Genomic DNA, 13,366 nt, shown 5'->3' with positions numbered 1-13,366 from the left:
ATAGATTGGCGCTCACGCAATCAATATTGGCGTTTACCCACATGTTCAATGCAGTCGCGCACTATCAGATTGATTACCCCGACTTGTCGCTGATCCTTGCCCTGGTGCGCGGTGGCAGCCTGGCGCGGGCGGCGGCGTTGTTGCGGGTGGATGTGTCGACGGTGTTCCGCGCCGTGCGGCGGCTGGAGGCTGCGCTGGGCCAGACGTTGTTTGAAAAAAGCCGCGCCGGCTACCTGCCTACCAGCCTGGCCAGCCACTTGGCGCAGCAGGCCGAACGCGCCGAACAAGCCCTGGAGGCCGCGCGCATCGGCGTGGAACAGGGCGGTGAAGTGATCAGCGGCACCGTGCGCCTGACCTGCACCGACTCGGTGCTGCAAGGCTTGTTGCTGCCGGCGCTGGCGCAGTTCATGCCGGATTACCCGGCGCTGACCCTGGAACTGAGCACCTCCAATGATTTCGCCAACCTCAGCCGCCGCGATGCCGACATCGCCCTGCGCCTGACCCGCACACCACCGGAGCATCTGGTAGGGCGTTGCCTCGGCACCGTGCGGTATCAGGTGTGCGCCAGCACAGATTTTGCGTGTCAGCACGCAGGACGCGAGCTGGCGGAGCTGGCCTGGATCGCGCCGGATGACTTCCTGCCCGATCACCCCACCGTCGCCTGGCGCCGTGCGCAGTTGCCGGGCGTGCGTCCCAGCTATCGCTGCAACAGCATGTTGTCGGTCACCGAACTGGTGCGGGCGGGGCTGGGCGTGGCAGCGCTGCCGGATTTTCTGTTGGATGAACGCCTGCAACCGCTGGGCCCCGCTTTGGCGGGGCATGACACGGCGCTATGGCTGCTGACGCGCCCCGATTGCCGGGCATTGCGCTCGGTGGTCACGCTGTTTGATCAATTGGGGCGGCATGTGCGCTTGAGCCCCTGACACCCCGCCGGCTGAATGTCTGGTGGATTTACGGTTTTCGCACAAACTGCTCATGCATCTCACACGTCAGGGTCTCGATACGCTCGGTCAGTTGCTTGGTCATTTCCGTCAGCCGGGTGTTCTGCTCCAGCAGTTCCAACAGCTGTTTGCTGGTGTTCTGCGTCTCGGCCTGGCGCTCGGCATTGGCGACGGCCAGCGCTTCACGGTGCTGCGCGTCGGCCTCGGACTGGGCTTTGTCGCGAGCGGCCTGGCGTGTCTGGGCCAGCAGGATCAGCGGCGCCGCGTAGGCCGCTTGCAGGCTGAAGGCCAGGTTGAGCAGGATGAACGGGTAGACGTCGAAGTGCGTGATGCCGGTGACGTTGAGCACAATCCACACGGCCACGATCAAGGTTTGTGCGCCGAGGAAAGTCGGTGTGCCGAAGAAGCGTGCGAAGGCCTCGGCCTTGAGGGCGAAGGTGTCGTTGCCAAAGGTCGGCGCCAGGTGGGCGTGGCGTCGATGGAAGCGCAGATAATCGACGGGGACGTCTTTGGGTTTGTCGGGTGTGGGGGTCATGGAGAACTCGGGTCATCAATGTTTAAGACAGGTGTCCACTATAGCCTTGGCGATCTGTCTTACGCATGAATAACCTGGGGACGACATGGTTGCCTACGAGGAGTAGGGTGAAAACCTCAGGCGGAATGGGCGATCGCGTAGTTGCTGGCATTGACCCGGTTACGCCCGGTGTCTTTGGCCGCGTACAACGCGCGATCCGCCGCATTCAGCCAGGTGGCGGCATCGGTGAAGACGAGTTGGAAATCGGCCAGGCCGATGCTCAGGCTCACGCGCAGCTCGGGGATTTGCGGGTTACGGTAATTGCTGAAGGTTTCGCGTATACGCTCCATGACCCGTGCGGCTTCTTCCAAGGGCATTTGCGGAAGAATCACACAGAACTCGTCGCCTCCGTAACGGCCGGCCAAATCGTTTTTCCGCAGGTTGCGCCGTATCTCCACGCTCAGTTGCCGCAGCACGGCGTCGCCGACGATATGGCCGTGAGAGTCATTGATTTGTTTGAAGTGATCGATATCAATCAGTGCGATGGTGGCGTGGCTTTGTTGCTGCTGGCACTTGTGGAACTTGAGGTGCAGCAGATCTTTCCACGAACCGTGGTTGAGCAGGCCGGTGAGGCTGTCGGTGCGGCTCAGTGCGCTGAGGGCACGTTTATGTTCCGACAGTTTGATCGCCAATTCGTAGCAGACCCAGCCTATGGCCATGGGGTACAACGTCAACATCGGCAGGCAGGTGTAGACCTGGAGCGGGCTGACGTCGGGGTTGAAGCGCATGCCGAACAGCGCCCATGCCACCCCGATCCCTGCGCCCTGCGCGAGCAAACCGCGCAGGAACAGGCGCCTGCCGCCAGCGGCGAAGTTGTTCATGGTCATCATCGAGAGGATGGTCACGGCCGTCAGCGGTGTGAACTGGGCGGCGGCGGCCCAGAAGCCGCCGCACAACGAGTCATACAAAATGTTGCGCTGTTCGGCGTGGTAAGGGAAGGGGGAGCGGATTGACAGTTGGTACGCCACATGTGCCCACGCGAGCCCATTGAACAGCAGGAGCGCCCACACCCAGCTCGGCATCGCGAGCGGGTACAAGCCGCCGATGACACTGATGCAGCCGATACCCAGGCCGATGATCCTTGGCTTGTAAATACGCCTGGCAAATGAAAGCCCTTTGCCTCGTCTGTTTTCCATAGATTTCCGGGTCAGCTCTTTTTCGCAGATTCGGCCGCGCGCGCGTGCAGGGAGAACCGTTGATCGGATAATACTTGTGAATATTGTCAGTTATTTGCGTAGGAATAATCAGTGGCCTTCCAGGCCATTCGCGCAAAACAGAGGGCAAATAGGCCAAAAGCGACCTGGTATGTCGCGTATGCAACGGTTGTTTACTGCGAGCGGGGAGCGCCAGCTTCGTAGCCGGCCAGAAACATATCGATTGCCGACTCGATCACTCGGGCCTGTTCGGTGACGTCGAGGGTGGGTTGGCCCAGGGTGATCTGCGGCCAGAATGCGAACGCCTTGAGCAGGCTTTGAATCTGGTGCGCGGCGAAGGCCGGGTCGGTACCCGTGAGCCGGCCATCTTCCTGGGCGGCGCGCACCCACTGAGTAAAGCCTTCTTCGCGCAGGCTCAAGCGGTTGACCATGTCCTGGGCGCGTTCCGGCGAGTGAATGGTGGCGGCGATGGCGACCCGGGCCAGGTCGAGGAAGTTAGCGTCCGACATCATCTTCATCTTGGCTTGCAGCAAGCCGCGCAGTTGTTCACGCAGCGGGCGATCGCTGGCGTAGTTCACGTCGAGTTGCGCGACGCTGCTGGCCCAGAGTTGATGCAGGATTTCGGCGAACAACTCTTCCTTGCTGGGGAAGTGGTTGTACACCGTGCGCTTGGAAACGCCGGCGGTGGCGGCGATCTTGTCCATGCTGGTGACCTCGAACCCGTTGACCCGAAACTCAGCGATAGCGGCGGCCAGGATGGCTTCGCGCTTGCGGTCGGTGAGACGTTGAGGGACAGACATGGACAGGGATCGACTCTAAGAGGAAAATTACACTCGGTAGTTTACTTGCTCCGGGTTTTGTTGCAATCTTGAAACTACACTGTGTAGTGTAATTTTATGAGCGGTCCGTAGGAGTTACCTGGTAATGGCCACGATTTCAACCCGTCTCGCTCCTTCGCCTGTGCTACCCAAGCCTGCTCAACAGGAACAGGGCACCTTCAGTAACCACGCCCCCGTGCAGCGCGCCGGCTTCGGCAAAACCTTGGGCATTTTCTACAAGATGCTGTTTCACAAGCCGCGCAATACGCGGCCGGTAGGGGCGATTCCGGTGCAACCGCTGACCCGCGAACAGCTATTGGCCGCTCCCGATCACAGTGTGTATCGCCTGGGGCATTCCACCGTGCTGCTGAAAATGCGCGGCAAATTCTGGCTGACCGACCCGGTATTCGCCGAGCGCGCTTCGCCGTTCAGTTGGGCCGGCCCCAAGCGATTCCACGCACCGCCGATCAGCCTCGAAGACCTGCCGCCCTTGGAAGCGGTGATTCTTTCCCACAACCATTACGACCACCTCGACCGCAAGGCCGTGATCCAACTGGCCGACAAGACCCGCTACTTCCTCGCACCGCTGGGCGTTGGCGACATCCTGGTGAAGTGGGGTGTGGATGCCAGCCAGGTGCGGCAACTGGATTGGTGGCAGGGCAGTGAAGTCGATGGCATTCATTTTGTCGCCACCCCTGCACAGCATTTTTCCGGGCGCGGCTTGTTTGATAGCAACCAGACGCTGTGGTGTTCCTGGGTGATGATCGATGGCGCGCGACGCGTTTTTTTCAGCGGTGACACCGGTTATTTCGACGGTTTCAAATGCATCGGCGAACAGTACGGACCGTTTGATCTGACCCTGATGGAAACCGGTGCTTACAACGTCGACTGGCCCCACATACACATGCAACCGGAGCAAACCCTACAGGCGCACATCGACCTTAAGGGCCGCTGGCTGCTGCCGATTCACAATGGCACCTTCGACCTGGCCTTCCACGCCTGGCACGAGCCTTTCGACCGCATCATGGCGTTGGCATGGGAGCGCAACGTGCTGATTACCACACCGGCCATGGGGCAGGCGTTCAGTTTGAACCAGCCCGAGCGAGGCGTTGCGTGGTGGTTGGAGGTGGAGGTTCAGGGCAGCGAAGAAGCGCTTGCGAACTGACGGTCGGGGAAATCGGAAAAAGGAATTTTCAAGGTGTTTCAGGCCTACGACAAACGCCAGATGAGAGTGCGATGATCTCGGGAAAGTCAATTTCCGGGAGTCGGCTCTGATGGACAATAAATGTGGGAAGTCTTTGCAGTCGCCTATGTCTTGTCGGCGGGAAGCGTTTTTACCCGCCTGTGCGGAACCGGCGAGTTTGGCGCATGGCCCCTCCAACACTCACATCGAAACGGGGACCACGACTGCACTGGGCATCGGCTACGTCCCTGATGCGCATCTTGGTGCTGGCGTCGTAATCCCCGGCTATAACGTGCCGGCCCTGCCGCTAAAACCCGTGCGCGACGCCGCGCTGTCACTGATCGCCTTGAGTGGTGTCGACCCCAGTGAAGCGGGCAGGGTGGAAGCCCCCTTGGTGCAGCACACCGGCACTCCCACCGTCACCCACTCGTTGGCCGGCAGTCGCGTGGGGTTCGCCGATCGGCTTGTGCATGGCAATGATCAGACGCCGATTGAGCACAGCGCAGCCTTCCTGGAAGCGCTGGGCATGCTGCGTCGGGCCGGGGCCCAACTGGTGGCGGTGCCTGCAGAGCGGGCTGATGACACCCTGCGCTTCACCCTGCATTCGCGCAATGAAATCGACGAGCGTGTGAGCGAGTATCGGCTCGATGCACTGGTGTCCGAGAGCCAGAGCGCTGCGTTCCATGCCGCGTGCTGGAGCGGCTACCCGAGCCTTGGTGAGCCACTGGGGGGCGGGGCGATGCTGTGGTTCTATGGCGCGCAGTGGGCGAAAGACTCGCTGAAGGTGCTGGTGCAGGGTTATCGCAGCGCGCGTCGCTTGACTGAGGTGTAGGCAACGCTACCCGCTGCGTTGAACAATCCTACGGTTTGAACGACCTGCGTCGCGCAGCCTGGGTGGAGTGGGGTTTTTAGACTGGTGTGCGGATCAATGTTGGTCCTTCATCGTTTCTTACCCCTTCCAGGAGGTGCTTCATGTTGGGTATTGGTTATGGCATGGGTGTGTTTGTTAACCAGGTGCAGCGGTTGCTGCCTGTGCAGTTTTCATCGGGAGCTTCAGCGCCGGTTTCCCCGGGAACGGAATACTCCAGCGTTCGCGAGCTCAGCGAGCAAATGGCCCGGCCCGGTGGGCTCACTTCGGCAGATCTGGTCAGTTATCTGCAGGCGCGCATTCGTAAGCTGGACCCCAAATTAAGCTCGATCATTGAACTCAACCCCGAGGCGTTACAGATTGCCCGCGCGCTTGATCTGGAGCGCGCCAGTGGCAAGGTCCGTGGGCCGCTGCATGGCATTCCCGTGTTGCTCAAGGACACTATCGAGACGGGGGACACCCAGCAAACCAGTGCCGGCGCCTTTGGGTTGGTGGGTAGGGCGGCGTCCAAGGACGCTTTTATCGTCGAGCGACTGCGCCAACAGGGAGCCGTGATCCTGGGTAAAACCAACTTGACGGAACTGGCTGGCTTTCGCGGTGGGCCCGATGGTTTGAGTGCGCGGGGCGGGCAAACGCGTAACCCTCATCAAGCAGGCGCAGAGGTGGGCGGCTCAAGTTCGGGGTCGGCCGCTGCGGTCGCCGCAGGCTTCGCCCCCTTGGCGGTGGGTACCGAGACCAATGGCTCGATCATCGTGCCCGCGGCGTTCAACGGGGTGGTTGGTTTCAAGCCTGGTGTGGGTTTGTTGAGCCGCAGCGGCATCATTCCAGCCAGCCATCGACAGGACACGCCAGGTCCGATGGCGCGCTCGGTGTTTGATGCTGCGTTGATGCTTAACGCCATGTCGGGCCGCGACCCTCTCGATTCTGCGTGTGTGGATGCTCCCCAAGGTATTGATTACACCGCGTTGCTCAAGCCTGGTGCCTTGCAGGACAGGCGTATCGGTTATCCCGTGACCTTTTCCGCGAATGGCGAACGTTTAACGGTGGATAACAGTCCGCAATTCAGCCAAACGCTTGAAGTGCTTCGCACGCAAGGCGCGGTTCTGGTGCCGGTCGATATGCGATTGGCCGACGCCTCACGCTATGACGAACTTTTGTTCGCCGATGTGAAGGACGAATTGAACGACTACCTGGGCAAGCGCGAGGGGTTGCCGGTCAAGTCCGTGCCCGAGTTGATCGCGTTCAACGAAAAACGCGATGGCACCGAAACCGATCACCAACCGACACTCAAGGAGATCGACGCGTCCACCCTCACCGCCGACGAGCGCCAGCCGCTATGGGACGCAATGATCCAGGATTTTCGTGGCACGGTGGATGAACTGATCGACCGGGAAAACCTCGACGCCGTGGTCTCGGACTTTGATACGAACAGCTACTTCGCAGTGGCGGTGGCCGGCTACCCAGGGATTTGCGTGCCGTCCGGGAAGAATGAGGACGGTATGCCGACCAGTGCGTACTTCTTTGGTGCCCGTGGGGCTGAACCCACACTGCTTGCTGTGGGCCATGGCTATGAGCAGGCAGCACAGAAGGTCTCCAGACCCAGCCTCTAAACCGCCAGGCAATGCTTACACTCTGTTCTGGACTCTACGCACGTGTCGGTTGAGGGGGTGGTGAATCAATTGATGCCGCTGCCGAACCCATCAATCGAGACATGATGTTTTGTGCCGCGGGTTCACTTGGCGGAGTGTCAAACTTGCGCGCACTCATCCCCCATCCAGGCGCAAAACCCGGGAAAAACACCAACCCTTCGGCCTCCAGGCGAAACGCCAGGGTCAGGCGGACGTCATCCTCCACGTCGCCCTGGGTTTCAAACCGTTGAATCGCATCCACCGCCACGCCGGCCTGGCGCGACAGCTCTTCGCGGCTCCAGCCCAGCATGACGCGGGCCTGCACGCTGTGCTTGGCGGTGAATTGATGCAGGACGATTTGCTGTTCTACGAAAGAGCTCATTGCCAGAGAGGACATGGGTTGTCTCCAGGGTTCGACGGGGAGGGCAAACTATACTGTGTTTTTGTACAGTTGTTTTGACCGCTCATCAACTGGAATTTTTCCCGGCGCCGACACCGCTCTGTTTTGAGGCTAGCACGGTGGTATTCCTGTTCGGGTCGAACGCTGCATTGGCTAACTCGCCTCAGCCCCCGGCACTTCGCGAATAATCAAATGATCCAGATTCTCGATATCCGCGCTGAACACCCCGAATGTCTGCTCGAGGTTTTTCTTGCTCGGTACCTGCTTGAACTGCGGCGTCACCCCGTAAAAGAAGCAATATAACGGCCGTTCGCTGCTGGCTGCAGCCTTGATCTGCTCGAGGAACGCTGTGCGCTTGCGGTAACTCTCGATGAGTTTTTTGTTCAGGTAGACGTTGACCGAGTAGGGCTTCTTGTCGAGCCATACCTTCTTTTCGAAGTCGATGCGAAAGCTGCTGGTGTAGTCCTTGATCGCTTTGATCCTGCCCCAATAGATCAGGCCGTGGTTGTCCTGCAGGTACTCGATCTTCTTGAAAAACGCCGCATAAGACGCAGTATGCTCGCCGATCTTCAGCGGCATCGCCTTGAGCTTGTCCTTGTCGTCGAGGTTCGACACATAGCATTCCACCGGGTGGGCGAACACACTGGTTTTATCCGGGGTAGTGTCGTTGGAACCGACAGACACGCTGGTGCGGGCTGAAGGGGGATTCGCCGGGTCTTGTGGCGCTTGCCCTTCAGTGCCCGCCAGCGGGGTTTTGCGCGGGTAGGTGCGCCGGGTCAGGACAAATTCCGATGGGAAGTGTTCCTCGCGCTCGTCCTCGCTGTCGTCCGTAGCCGGCTTGTGGCGGCTGACGTAACGGCAACCCTCGATATGCCGGGTGCCTGGGGTGTTTTTAAAATGCGGGGTGCGCCGGTAATTGACGTTTTTCGCGTTGAAAGTGCTCAGCACGTTGCCCGCTTCAAAGGCCGCGCGGCATTCAGCGTTGGGACAGAGGAAGCTGTCCTGGTCAGAGTCGTAGGCGTCGGTTTCGTCGAAATTCAACTCTCGCACGTCATAGATCGACAGCTTGTCGTCGAGACTCAGGCTGTAGGCCGTGTCGAATTTCATGGGCTCGGGTCCGTGAGAAGTTTGGCTACTAGAGAGTCGGATATTACGCAGATATCAGCAGGAAACCGCAACCTGTCGCGCCCCAGCGAGGCGGCGATGGGATCGATTCGATCTCCCGCCTAACCCGCCGCCCGTATCACCGCTGCAGCCTGGCCTGCTTCTTCTTCCCGTGAAAATGCCGAAAATGTGCATCCTGCGCCGCCGCCAGCAACTCCCGATCCCCGCGCGTATCGCCCCAGGCCCGGAGCCGATACTCCCCCAGGTCCCCATACTCCGCCTCAAGCCGCAGCACCTTGTTCTCGCACCGGCAGTTATTCCCGGTGAGCCTGCCGGTCAATACGCCGTCGAGCACCTCAAGCTCGGTCCCGATCAACTTGATCCCAAGCCGATCGGCAAACGGCTGCAACACCAATGCCGGCGACGCCGAACATAAGGTCACCACCGCCCCCGAGCCCAGCTCCTGCTCCACCGAAAGCACCCCCGCCGGCCGCATCAACCGCGCCCAATTGCGCTGGCAGTACTCCTCGGCCTTCTGCTGCACCCACGTCTTCTCGACCCCGGTCATAAAGGTACGGATCAACTGCGCCTTCAACTCATCCCGGCTGATCTGCCGTACAAGAAACCGCAGCCCAGGCAGCGCCAGCTTGACCATCCGGCCGTAGAATTCGCGGGCGCCAAAGGCAAACTTGAGGAAGGGCACGAAACTGTCGTGATGGGTCAGGGTGCCGTCGAAGTCAAAGACGGAAAGTACTTTGGCATCCACGGGGCCGGCTTCGAGCATGTCTGGTTTCACGGGTGGTCCTTGATCAGGTGGCGCGGGTTCTCATAACGATGTGACTGGCACCCATTACAGGGGTTCAGGCGAATAACGGTTATGCAATTCAGATCAGCCATGGGCAGTGCTGTTGTTCTTTTGCCCGCAATGATCAGGGCAGTTTACCCGGTCGGGCATAGGAATGAACGTCGTGAGACGTGTATGCCTGCAAGGTGAAAGTATTTGTTTGCTGTGGCGCAAGCGCGGTCTGATGTGGAGCGAACAAGCGTTAGGTCTCCGCGCTTTTTACACGATACAGCGCCGACATCTGTTCGATTTCTGCAAGGATCTCCTCCCTGAGTGCTGCTGGCTTAAGAACCTCAACGCTGGCGCCTTGACTCAAAATCCAAAGTCGCAACCCCTGGCTCAAATGCAGTTCGCAACTCAGGTGCCAGCGTTCCGTGTCGTGGGGCTGTAAATGCTGTTGTGAACTGAGCCAGTTCTCGCTCAGGCGCTGAGACATCTTTTCATCGATCAGCAACTCCAGCTGGATGGGATGTTCGTTCTCCAGCCCAATCAAGCTCTTCAATGAACGGGTATTACGAATGTCGTACTCAGCGGGTACCTGAGCGGGTTCAAACCCTGCCGCTTTCGCGGATTTGAATCGGTGTACTGGCCAGGCATAAGGCGTGTCCGGGTCTCTGCCATCCACGACGAGTGACAGGTAGATGTTAGCGTCCTGAAAGGACAGGCCCAATGGTGTCAACCGATAAGGCTTGGGGGTTGGCGCGCCGCGTGGCTGGTACAGCACGTCCAGCATGCTCCCCTCCAGCAACGCGTCCTGGATGGTTTGAAAGACCTGAGGCTCGACCAATCCCGGCTGTAAATTCAGAAAACGGGTGTTGCTGACCACCTTCTTGGTCCAGTCATACAGTCGGTGGGAATGTTTATTCAAAATCGACTGGGCGTGCTCGTACAGCTCCTGAAGATTACCGCCTAGCGTGCGGCTGGTGTACGGGCGGGCATGGTCGATGATCATGATCAAATTCATTGCGTCAGTGGGTTTGAGCACGAACCTCGACAACTCCTTGTCTGCCCAATACACGTATTCCCGGCCTTCCTTTTTGCGCTTGATACCGTAGCGTTTGTCCTCTAGCAGGGCTTTGAGGTTGCGCTGAATCGTCCGGTTGTCCACCTCGATGGACTGGGCTCGAAGTCTTTCTTGGAACTGTGCCACGCGCAAGCCGCACGGCGTTGCCGTGCCGCCCCGTGTGGGAATCATTGCCAGGAGTAGATCGAGGCGAAACCTCTCTTCCAGGCGTTTTCCTGACATCTCATGCATCCTCTATTGCGACACAGTTTGTCGTTCAGAGGGTGGATGATTCCTTTCGAGAAATCAATCTGATGCCGGAGCCGAGAAATGGCCACGCCCAAGCCTGCAAATGTCGTCAACATACTTGAGGCTTTTCTGCCCGAGCTTGAAGTGCTGGAGTTCCGTGAATCCAGTGCACATAACGGTCTGGGGGCGGGATTGGGCATGCCGACTCTGCGGATTGTTGAAATGTATGAGCGTCACGGGGCTGTGTCATACGCTGAAGCGAAGGCTATGAATCCTTTGAATGCGCCCTTGGCACGAGAATCATTTCTCCTGCTCTACGCGCAGCTTCGACGAGCAGCACTCGACCATGATGCAGAGGCACTAAATGACCTCGGTTGGTTATGGCTGGATGGGCGCACGTTGATCGAGGACCCCGCGATTGCCCTGCACCTTTTCCGGCTGGCTGCGGCGGACGATTTATCTGAAGCCTTTTTCAATCTAGGGCAGCTGTATACCTACGGAATAGGTGTCGCCGTCGATGAGCAAATGGCCCAGCGCTGGCTGAAAAAGGCGTTTAAAGCAGGTATCCGCGAGGCTGCTTTGGAGGTTGCATGGCTTTACGACGCGCGGAATCGAGAAGGCAGTTGTGAAGCTTCACAGGTTGAGGCCGATAACCGGAAGGCATTTCGTTGGTACCGAAAAGCTGCTCGTGCCGGCGATACTGCGGCGTTTGCACGCCTTGGGAAGAGTTACCTGGAGGGCAATGGCGTTTCGCGTCACGTCTCAAAGGGGCTTTTTTGGTTGCAGCGCGCAGCGCTCAGTGGTGATGCGGCGGCGGCGGATGCCTTGGAATATTTTTATGAGGATGGGCTGTACATGCCGGATCCTCAGGGACGTATGCGTTTATTTTGGGCCTCATATGCCGAAGGTCTGCGAGATGCACTTGAGTGCCGATAACGTGGGCGTAGGTCGCAGTATTCAACAGTGTTTTAAATGAAAAAAATTAAGGACGGGTAATGATTACGTTGAGAGACGGCGGCTCCTTCAGCATTGATGCTCTGGTTGCAAAAGTTGAGGGGTTGGGGGGTTCCATGGTGTTGGGCCCCATCACGGTCGTGTTGACCGAGCACAATAAGCCGGACTCGTTGGATTACTGGATTAGAACCAATGGGGCTCATCGAAAAGACCAGATGCAAGCGGAAACGCAAGTGGTCGATCAGTTGGTCGCCACCGGTCGTTTTGATCGCGTCAAAATGAACTGTCCATCGACCGGGCATCGTTGCACTGGACTGAGCGTGATTTCAAAGCCTCACGCCGAGCACACTCAGGCATCCACGATTACTGTGCCTGATTGTGAAGAAATGGAGGCGGCCGCATGGCTGGTCGACCGCTTCAAGGCTGCGTCGCCGAACCTTGCCTATGCCAACCTCAATGCGGCCGGAAGTTATCGAGGTTGGGTTGCTGACTTTAAAATTCCTCTGTTGGATGGTCGTTCACTGAGCCTGGATCTTCGAAAGGAAAAGGATCTGTTTCTCCTGTTTGTCCTGGCGGTGGTGTGGTCTCGGACAGGCCCTTGGGAGAATGCCGTCTATTTTGTGGCCTGGATGAAGCTGGCTCACAAAGACACTCCTGCGTTATGGAAAAACAATGCATTTGTAGAAGTAGAGTGCAGTAACCGCGAGGTCTCCATGGCGCAGACCTTAGGTCAGTGCCTGGCCCCCGAGACACGCAAGCAGGTCAGTTTCAGGAAAGATGTTTACGCGAGTGTAGGGATACTTGCCCAACACTGGGACAGTATCAAACGTGAGATCGACGTCATGATCACCACTCGCCAATACGCGGATTTTTTCGACTATATGCGTTCATTAAAAGGCTTGGGGACTAGCCAGAAAAGTATGCTGATAAAGATCCCGCTGATCATGCGAGAGTTGCGTTGTCAGCTTTATCCCTCAATTCCAGGCGAGTTCTGCTGTGTACCGGATGCCCGGGTCTATGAGGCGTTAAGTGCAATGAGCCGGGACCACAACAAGCATATAAACCTGATGCATCACGCTGGCAGTGTAAAAAAACTGATCGACGCTTCTGCGAAGATCTATCAGCTGTTCGGTGATCTGTATGACCTGCCTTTGTTCGCTTATGTAGACCTCGATCTACCCGGTAAGTGAGAGTTGGAGGAGAGGCCGGTCTAAAGAAGTCCGACGCACTGGCTCACTCACCTGCGAGATACACCGCCAGGACGCTTTGCGAATCAACTGGGTGAAGGCGCGCATTTGCGCCAACGCAAAAACAAAAAAGGGCTGCCAGTTGGCAGCCCTTTTTGCAGAACCCGTTTCATTGTTGATGAGGCGGGTTCAGGTTTTGATGCGATTTCACGGGCTAAAGAATCAGTCCCAGCTCAACGCGCCGCCAGTCTGATACTCGATCACCCGGGTCTCGAAGAAGTTTTTCTCTTTCTTCAAATCCATAATCTCGCTCATCCACGGGAACGGGTTGGTCGTCCCCGGATACTCTTCCTTCAAGCCAATCTGCGACAGACGACGGTTAGCGATGAACTTGAGGTAGTCCTCCATCATCGCCGCGTTCATGCCGAGTACTCCGCGTGGCATGGTGTCGCGCGCGTA

Annotated in this window: 14 protein-coding genes; 6 read left to right on the top strand and 8 right to left on the bottom strand. The window is 58.3% G+C overall.

Annotation, left to right across the window (positions count from 1 at the left end):
- Positions 1-41 precede the first annotated feature (41 nt).
- The gene (locus ACP7CJ_RS28130; protein ID WP_426103104.1) at positions 42-923 is read left to right on the top strand and encodes a LysR family transcriptional regulator; all 882 of its coding nucleotides are present in this window, start codon (positions 42-44) and stop codon (positions 921-923) included.
- Between the two features lie 28 nt (positions 924-951).
- On the opposite strand, the gene ACP7CJ_RS28125 is transcribed toward ACP7CJ_RS28130, so the two are convergent.
- The 3 genes from ACP7CJ_RS28125 to ACP7CJ_RS28115 form a co-directional block, all read right to left on the bottom strand.
- Positions 952-1,476, bottom strand: a complete 525-nt coding sequence (locus tag ACP7CJ_RS28125; protein ID WP_247400561.1) for a DUF1003 domain-containing protein — start codon at positions 1,474-1,476, stop codon at positions 952-954.
- A 116-nt stretch (positions 1,477-1,592) separates the two neighbouring features.
- Entirely contained in the window at positions 1,593-2,651 is a 1,059-nt protein-coding gene (locus ACP7CJ_RS28120; RefSeq protein WP_276194516.1) for a diguanylate cyclase, read from the bottom strand.
- 191 nt (positions 2,652-2,842) lie between these two features.
- Entirely contained in the window at positions 2,843-3,469 is a 627-nt protein-coding gene (locus ACP7CJ_RS28115) for a TetR/AcrR family transcriptional regulator (protein ID WP_426103106.1), read from the bottom strand.
- A gap of 124 nt (positions 3,470-3,593) precedes the next feature.
- Here ACP7CJ_RS28115 and ACP7CJ_RS28110 point away from each other — a divergent pair, with 124 nt between their 5' ends.
- The 3 genes from ACP7CJ_RS28110 to ACP7CJ_RS28100 all read left to right on the top strand — a co-directional run bounded on the left by ACP7CJ_RS28110 (position 3,594) and on the right by ACP7CJ_RS28100 (position 7,148).
- On the top strand, positions 3,594-4,652 hold the full coding sequence (locus ACP7CJ_RS28110) for an MBL fold metallo-hydrolase (protein WP_276194514.1): 1,059 nt from the start codon (positions 3,594-3,596) through the stop codon (positions 4,650-4,652).
- A 196-nt stretch (positions 4,653-4,848) separates the two neighbouring features.
- The gene (locus ACP7CJ_RS28105) at positions 4,849-5,502 is read left to right on the top strand and encodes a hypothetical protein (protein ID WP_426103108.1); all 654 of its coding nucleotides are present in this window, start codon (positions 4,849-4,851) and stop codon (positions 5,500-5,502) included.
- A 140-nt stretch (positions 5,503-5,642) separates the two neighbouring features.
- On the top strand, positions 5,643-7,148 hold the full coding sequence (locus ACP7CJ_RS28100; RefSeq protein WP_426103110.1) for an amidase family protein: 1,506 nt from the start codon (positions 5,643-5,645) through the stop codon (positions 7,146-7,148).
- 34 nt (positions 7,149-7,182) lie between these two features.
- Here the strand turns inward: ACP7CJ_RS28100 and ACP7CJ_RS28095 are convergent, their stop codons facing one another.
- The 4 genes from ACP7CJ_RS28095 to ACP7CJ_RS28080 all read right to left on the bottom strand — a co-directional run bounded on the left by ACP7CJ_RS28095 (position 7,183) and on the right by ACP7CJ_RS28080 (position 10,760).
- Complete coding sequence (locus tag ACP7CJ_RS28095; protein ID WP_426103112.1) at positions 7,183-7,563, bottom strand: XRE family transcriptional regulator; 381 nt, start codon at positions 7,561-7,563, stop codon at positions 7,183-7,185.
- A 156-nt stretch (positions 7,564-7,719) separates the two neighbouring features.
- Positions 7,720-8,673 carry a hypothetical protein gene (locus tag ACP7CJ_RS28090; protein WP_426103114.1) on the bottom strand — a complete coding sequence of 318 codons (954 nt, stop codon included), beginning with the start codon at positions 8,671-8,673 and terminating at the stop codon, positions 7,720-7,722.
- A 136-nt stretch (positions 8,674-8,809) separates the two neighbouring features.
- Positions 8,810-9,454: an HAD-IB family hydrolase gene (locus tag ACP7CJ_RS28085; protein ID WP_426103121.1), complete on the bottom strand. Its 645-nt coding sequence runs from the start codon at positions 9,452-9,454 to the stop codon at positions 8,810-8,812.
- A gap of 262 nt (positions 9,455-9,716) precedes the next feature.
- Complete coding sequence (locus tag ACP7CJ_RS28080) at positions 9,717-10,760, bottom strand: helix-turn-helix transcriptional regulator (RefSeq protein WP_426103116.1); 1,044 nt, start codon at positions 10,758-10,760, stop codon at positions 9,717-9,719.
- An 87-nt stretch (positions 10,761-10,847) separates the two neighbouring features.
- Here ACP7CJ_RS28080 and ACP7CJ_RS28075 point away from each other — a divergent pair, with 87 nt between their 5' ends.
- On the top strand, positions 10,848-11,702 hold the full coding sequence (locus ACP7CJ_RS28075) for a tetratricopeptide repeat protein (protein ID WP_276194510.1): 855 nt from the start codon (positions 10,848-10,850) through the stop codon (positions 11,700-11,702).
- Between the two features lie 59 nt (positions 11,703-11,761).
- On the top strand, positions 11,762-12,910 hold the full coding sequence (locus ACP7CJ_RS28070) for a hypothetical protein (protein ID WP_426103118.1): 1,149 nt from the start codon (positions 11,762-11,764) through the stop codon (positions 12,908-12,910).
- A gap of 219 nt (positions 12,911-13,129) precedes the next feature.
- On the opposite strand, the gene ACP7CJ_RS28065 is transcribed toward ACP7CJ_RS28070, so the two are convergent.
- Positions 13,130-13,366: ribonucleotide-diphosphate reductase subunit beta (locus tag ACP7CJ_RS28065; protein ID WP_177067331.1), on the bottom strand; the 237-nt coding region annotated here is incomplete at its 5' end.

The sequence above is a fragment of the Pseudomonas sp. PSPC3-2 genome, from assembly GCF_049897085.1.
Lineage (GTDB): Bacteria > Pseudomonadota > Gammaproteobacteria > Pseudomonadales > Pseudomonadaceae > Aquipseudomonas > Aquipseudomonas paraveronii.
This window is presented reverse-complemented; position numbering and strand designations above follow the sequence as displayed.

What these genes read in the sequence shown, in the direction of transcription:
- ACP7CJ_RS28130 (WP_426103104.1), top strand. Translation starts at nt 42, where the DNA reads ATGTTCAATGCAGTCGCGCACTATCAGATTGATTACCCCGACTTGTCG.
- ACP7CJ_RS28125 (WP_247400561.1), bottom strand. Translation starts at nt 1,476, where the DNA reads ATGACCCCCACACCCGACAAACCCAAAGACGTCCCCGTCGATTATCTG.
- ACP7CJ_RS28120 (WP_276194516.1), bottom strand. Translation starts at nt 2,651, where the DNA reads ATGGAAAACAGACGAGGCAAAGGGCTTTCATTTGCCAGGCGTATTTAC.
- ACP7CJ_RS28115 (WP_426103106.1), bottom strand. Translation starts at nt 3,469, where the DNA reads ATGTCTGTCCCTCAACGTCTCACCGACCGCAAGCGCGAAGCCATCCTG.
- ACP7CJ_RS28110 (WP_276194514.1), top strand. Translation starts at nt 3,594, where the DNA reads ATGGCCACGATTTCAACCCGTCTCGCTCCTTCGCCTGTGCTACCCAAG.
- ACP7CJ_RS28100 (WP_426103110.1), top strand. Translation starts at nt 5,643, where the DNA reads ATGTTGGGTATTGGTTATGGCATGGGTGTGTTTGTTAACCAGGTGCAG.
- ACP7CJ_RS28095 (WP_426103112.1), bottom strand. Translation starts at nt 7,563, where the DNA reads ATGTCCTCTCTGGCAATGAGCTCTTTCGTAGAACAGCAAATCGTCCTG.
- ACP7CJ_RS28090 (WP_426103114.1), bottom strand. Translation starts at nt 8,673, where the DNA reads ATGAAATTCGACACGGCCTACAGCCTGAGTCTCGACGACAAGCTGTCG.
- ACP7CJ_RS28085 (WP_426103121.1), bottom strand. Translation starts at nt 9,454, where the DNA reads ATGCTCGAAGCCGGCCCCGTGGATGCCAAAGTACTTTCCGTCTTTGAC.
- ACP7CJ_RS28080 (WP_426103116.1), bottom strand. Translation starts at nt 10,760, where the DNA reads ATGTCAGGAAAACGCCTGGAAGAGAGGTTTCGCCTCGATCTACTCCTG.
- ACP7CJ_RS28075 (WP_276194510.1), top strand. Translation starts at nt 10,848, where the DNA reads ATGGCCACGCCCAAGCCTGCAAATGTCGTCAACATACTTGAGGCTTTT.
- ACP7CJ_RS28070 (WP_426103118.1), top strand. Translation starts at nt 11,762, where the DNA reads ATGATTACGTTGAGAGACGGCGGCTCCTTCAGCATTGATGCTCTGGTT.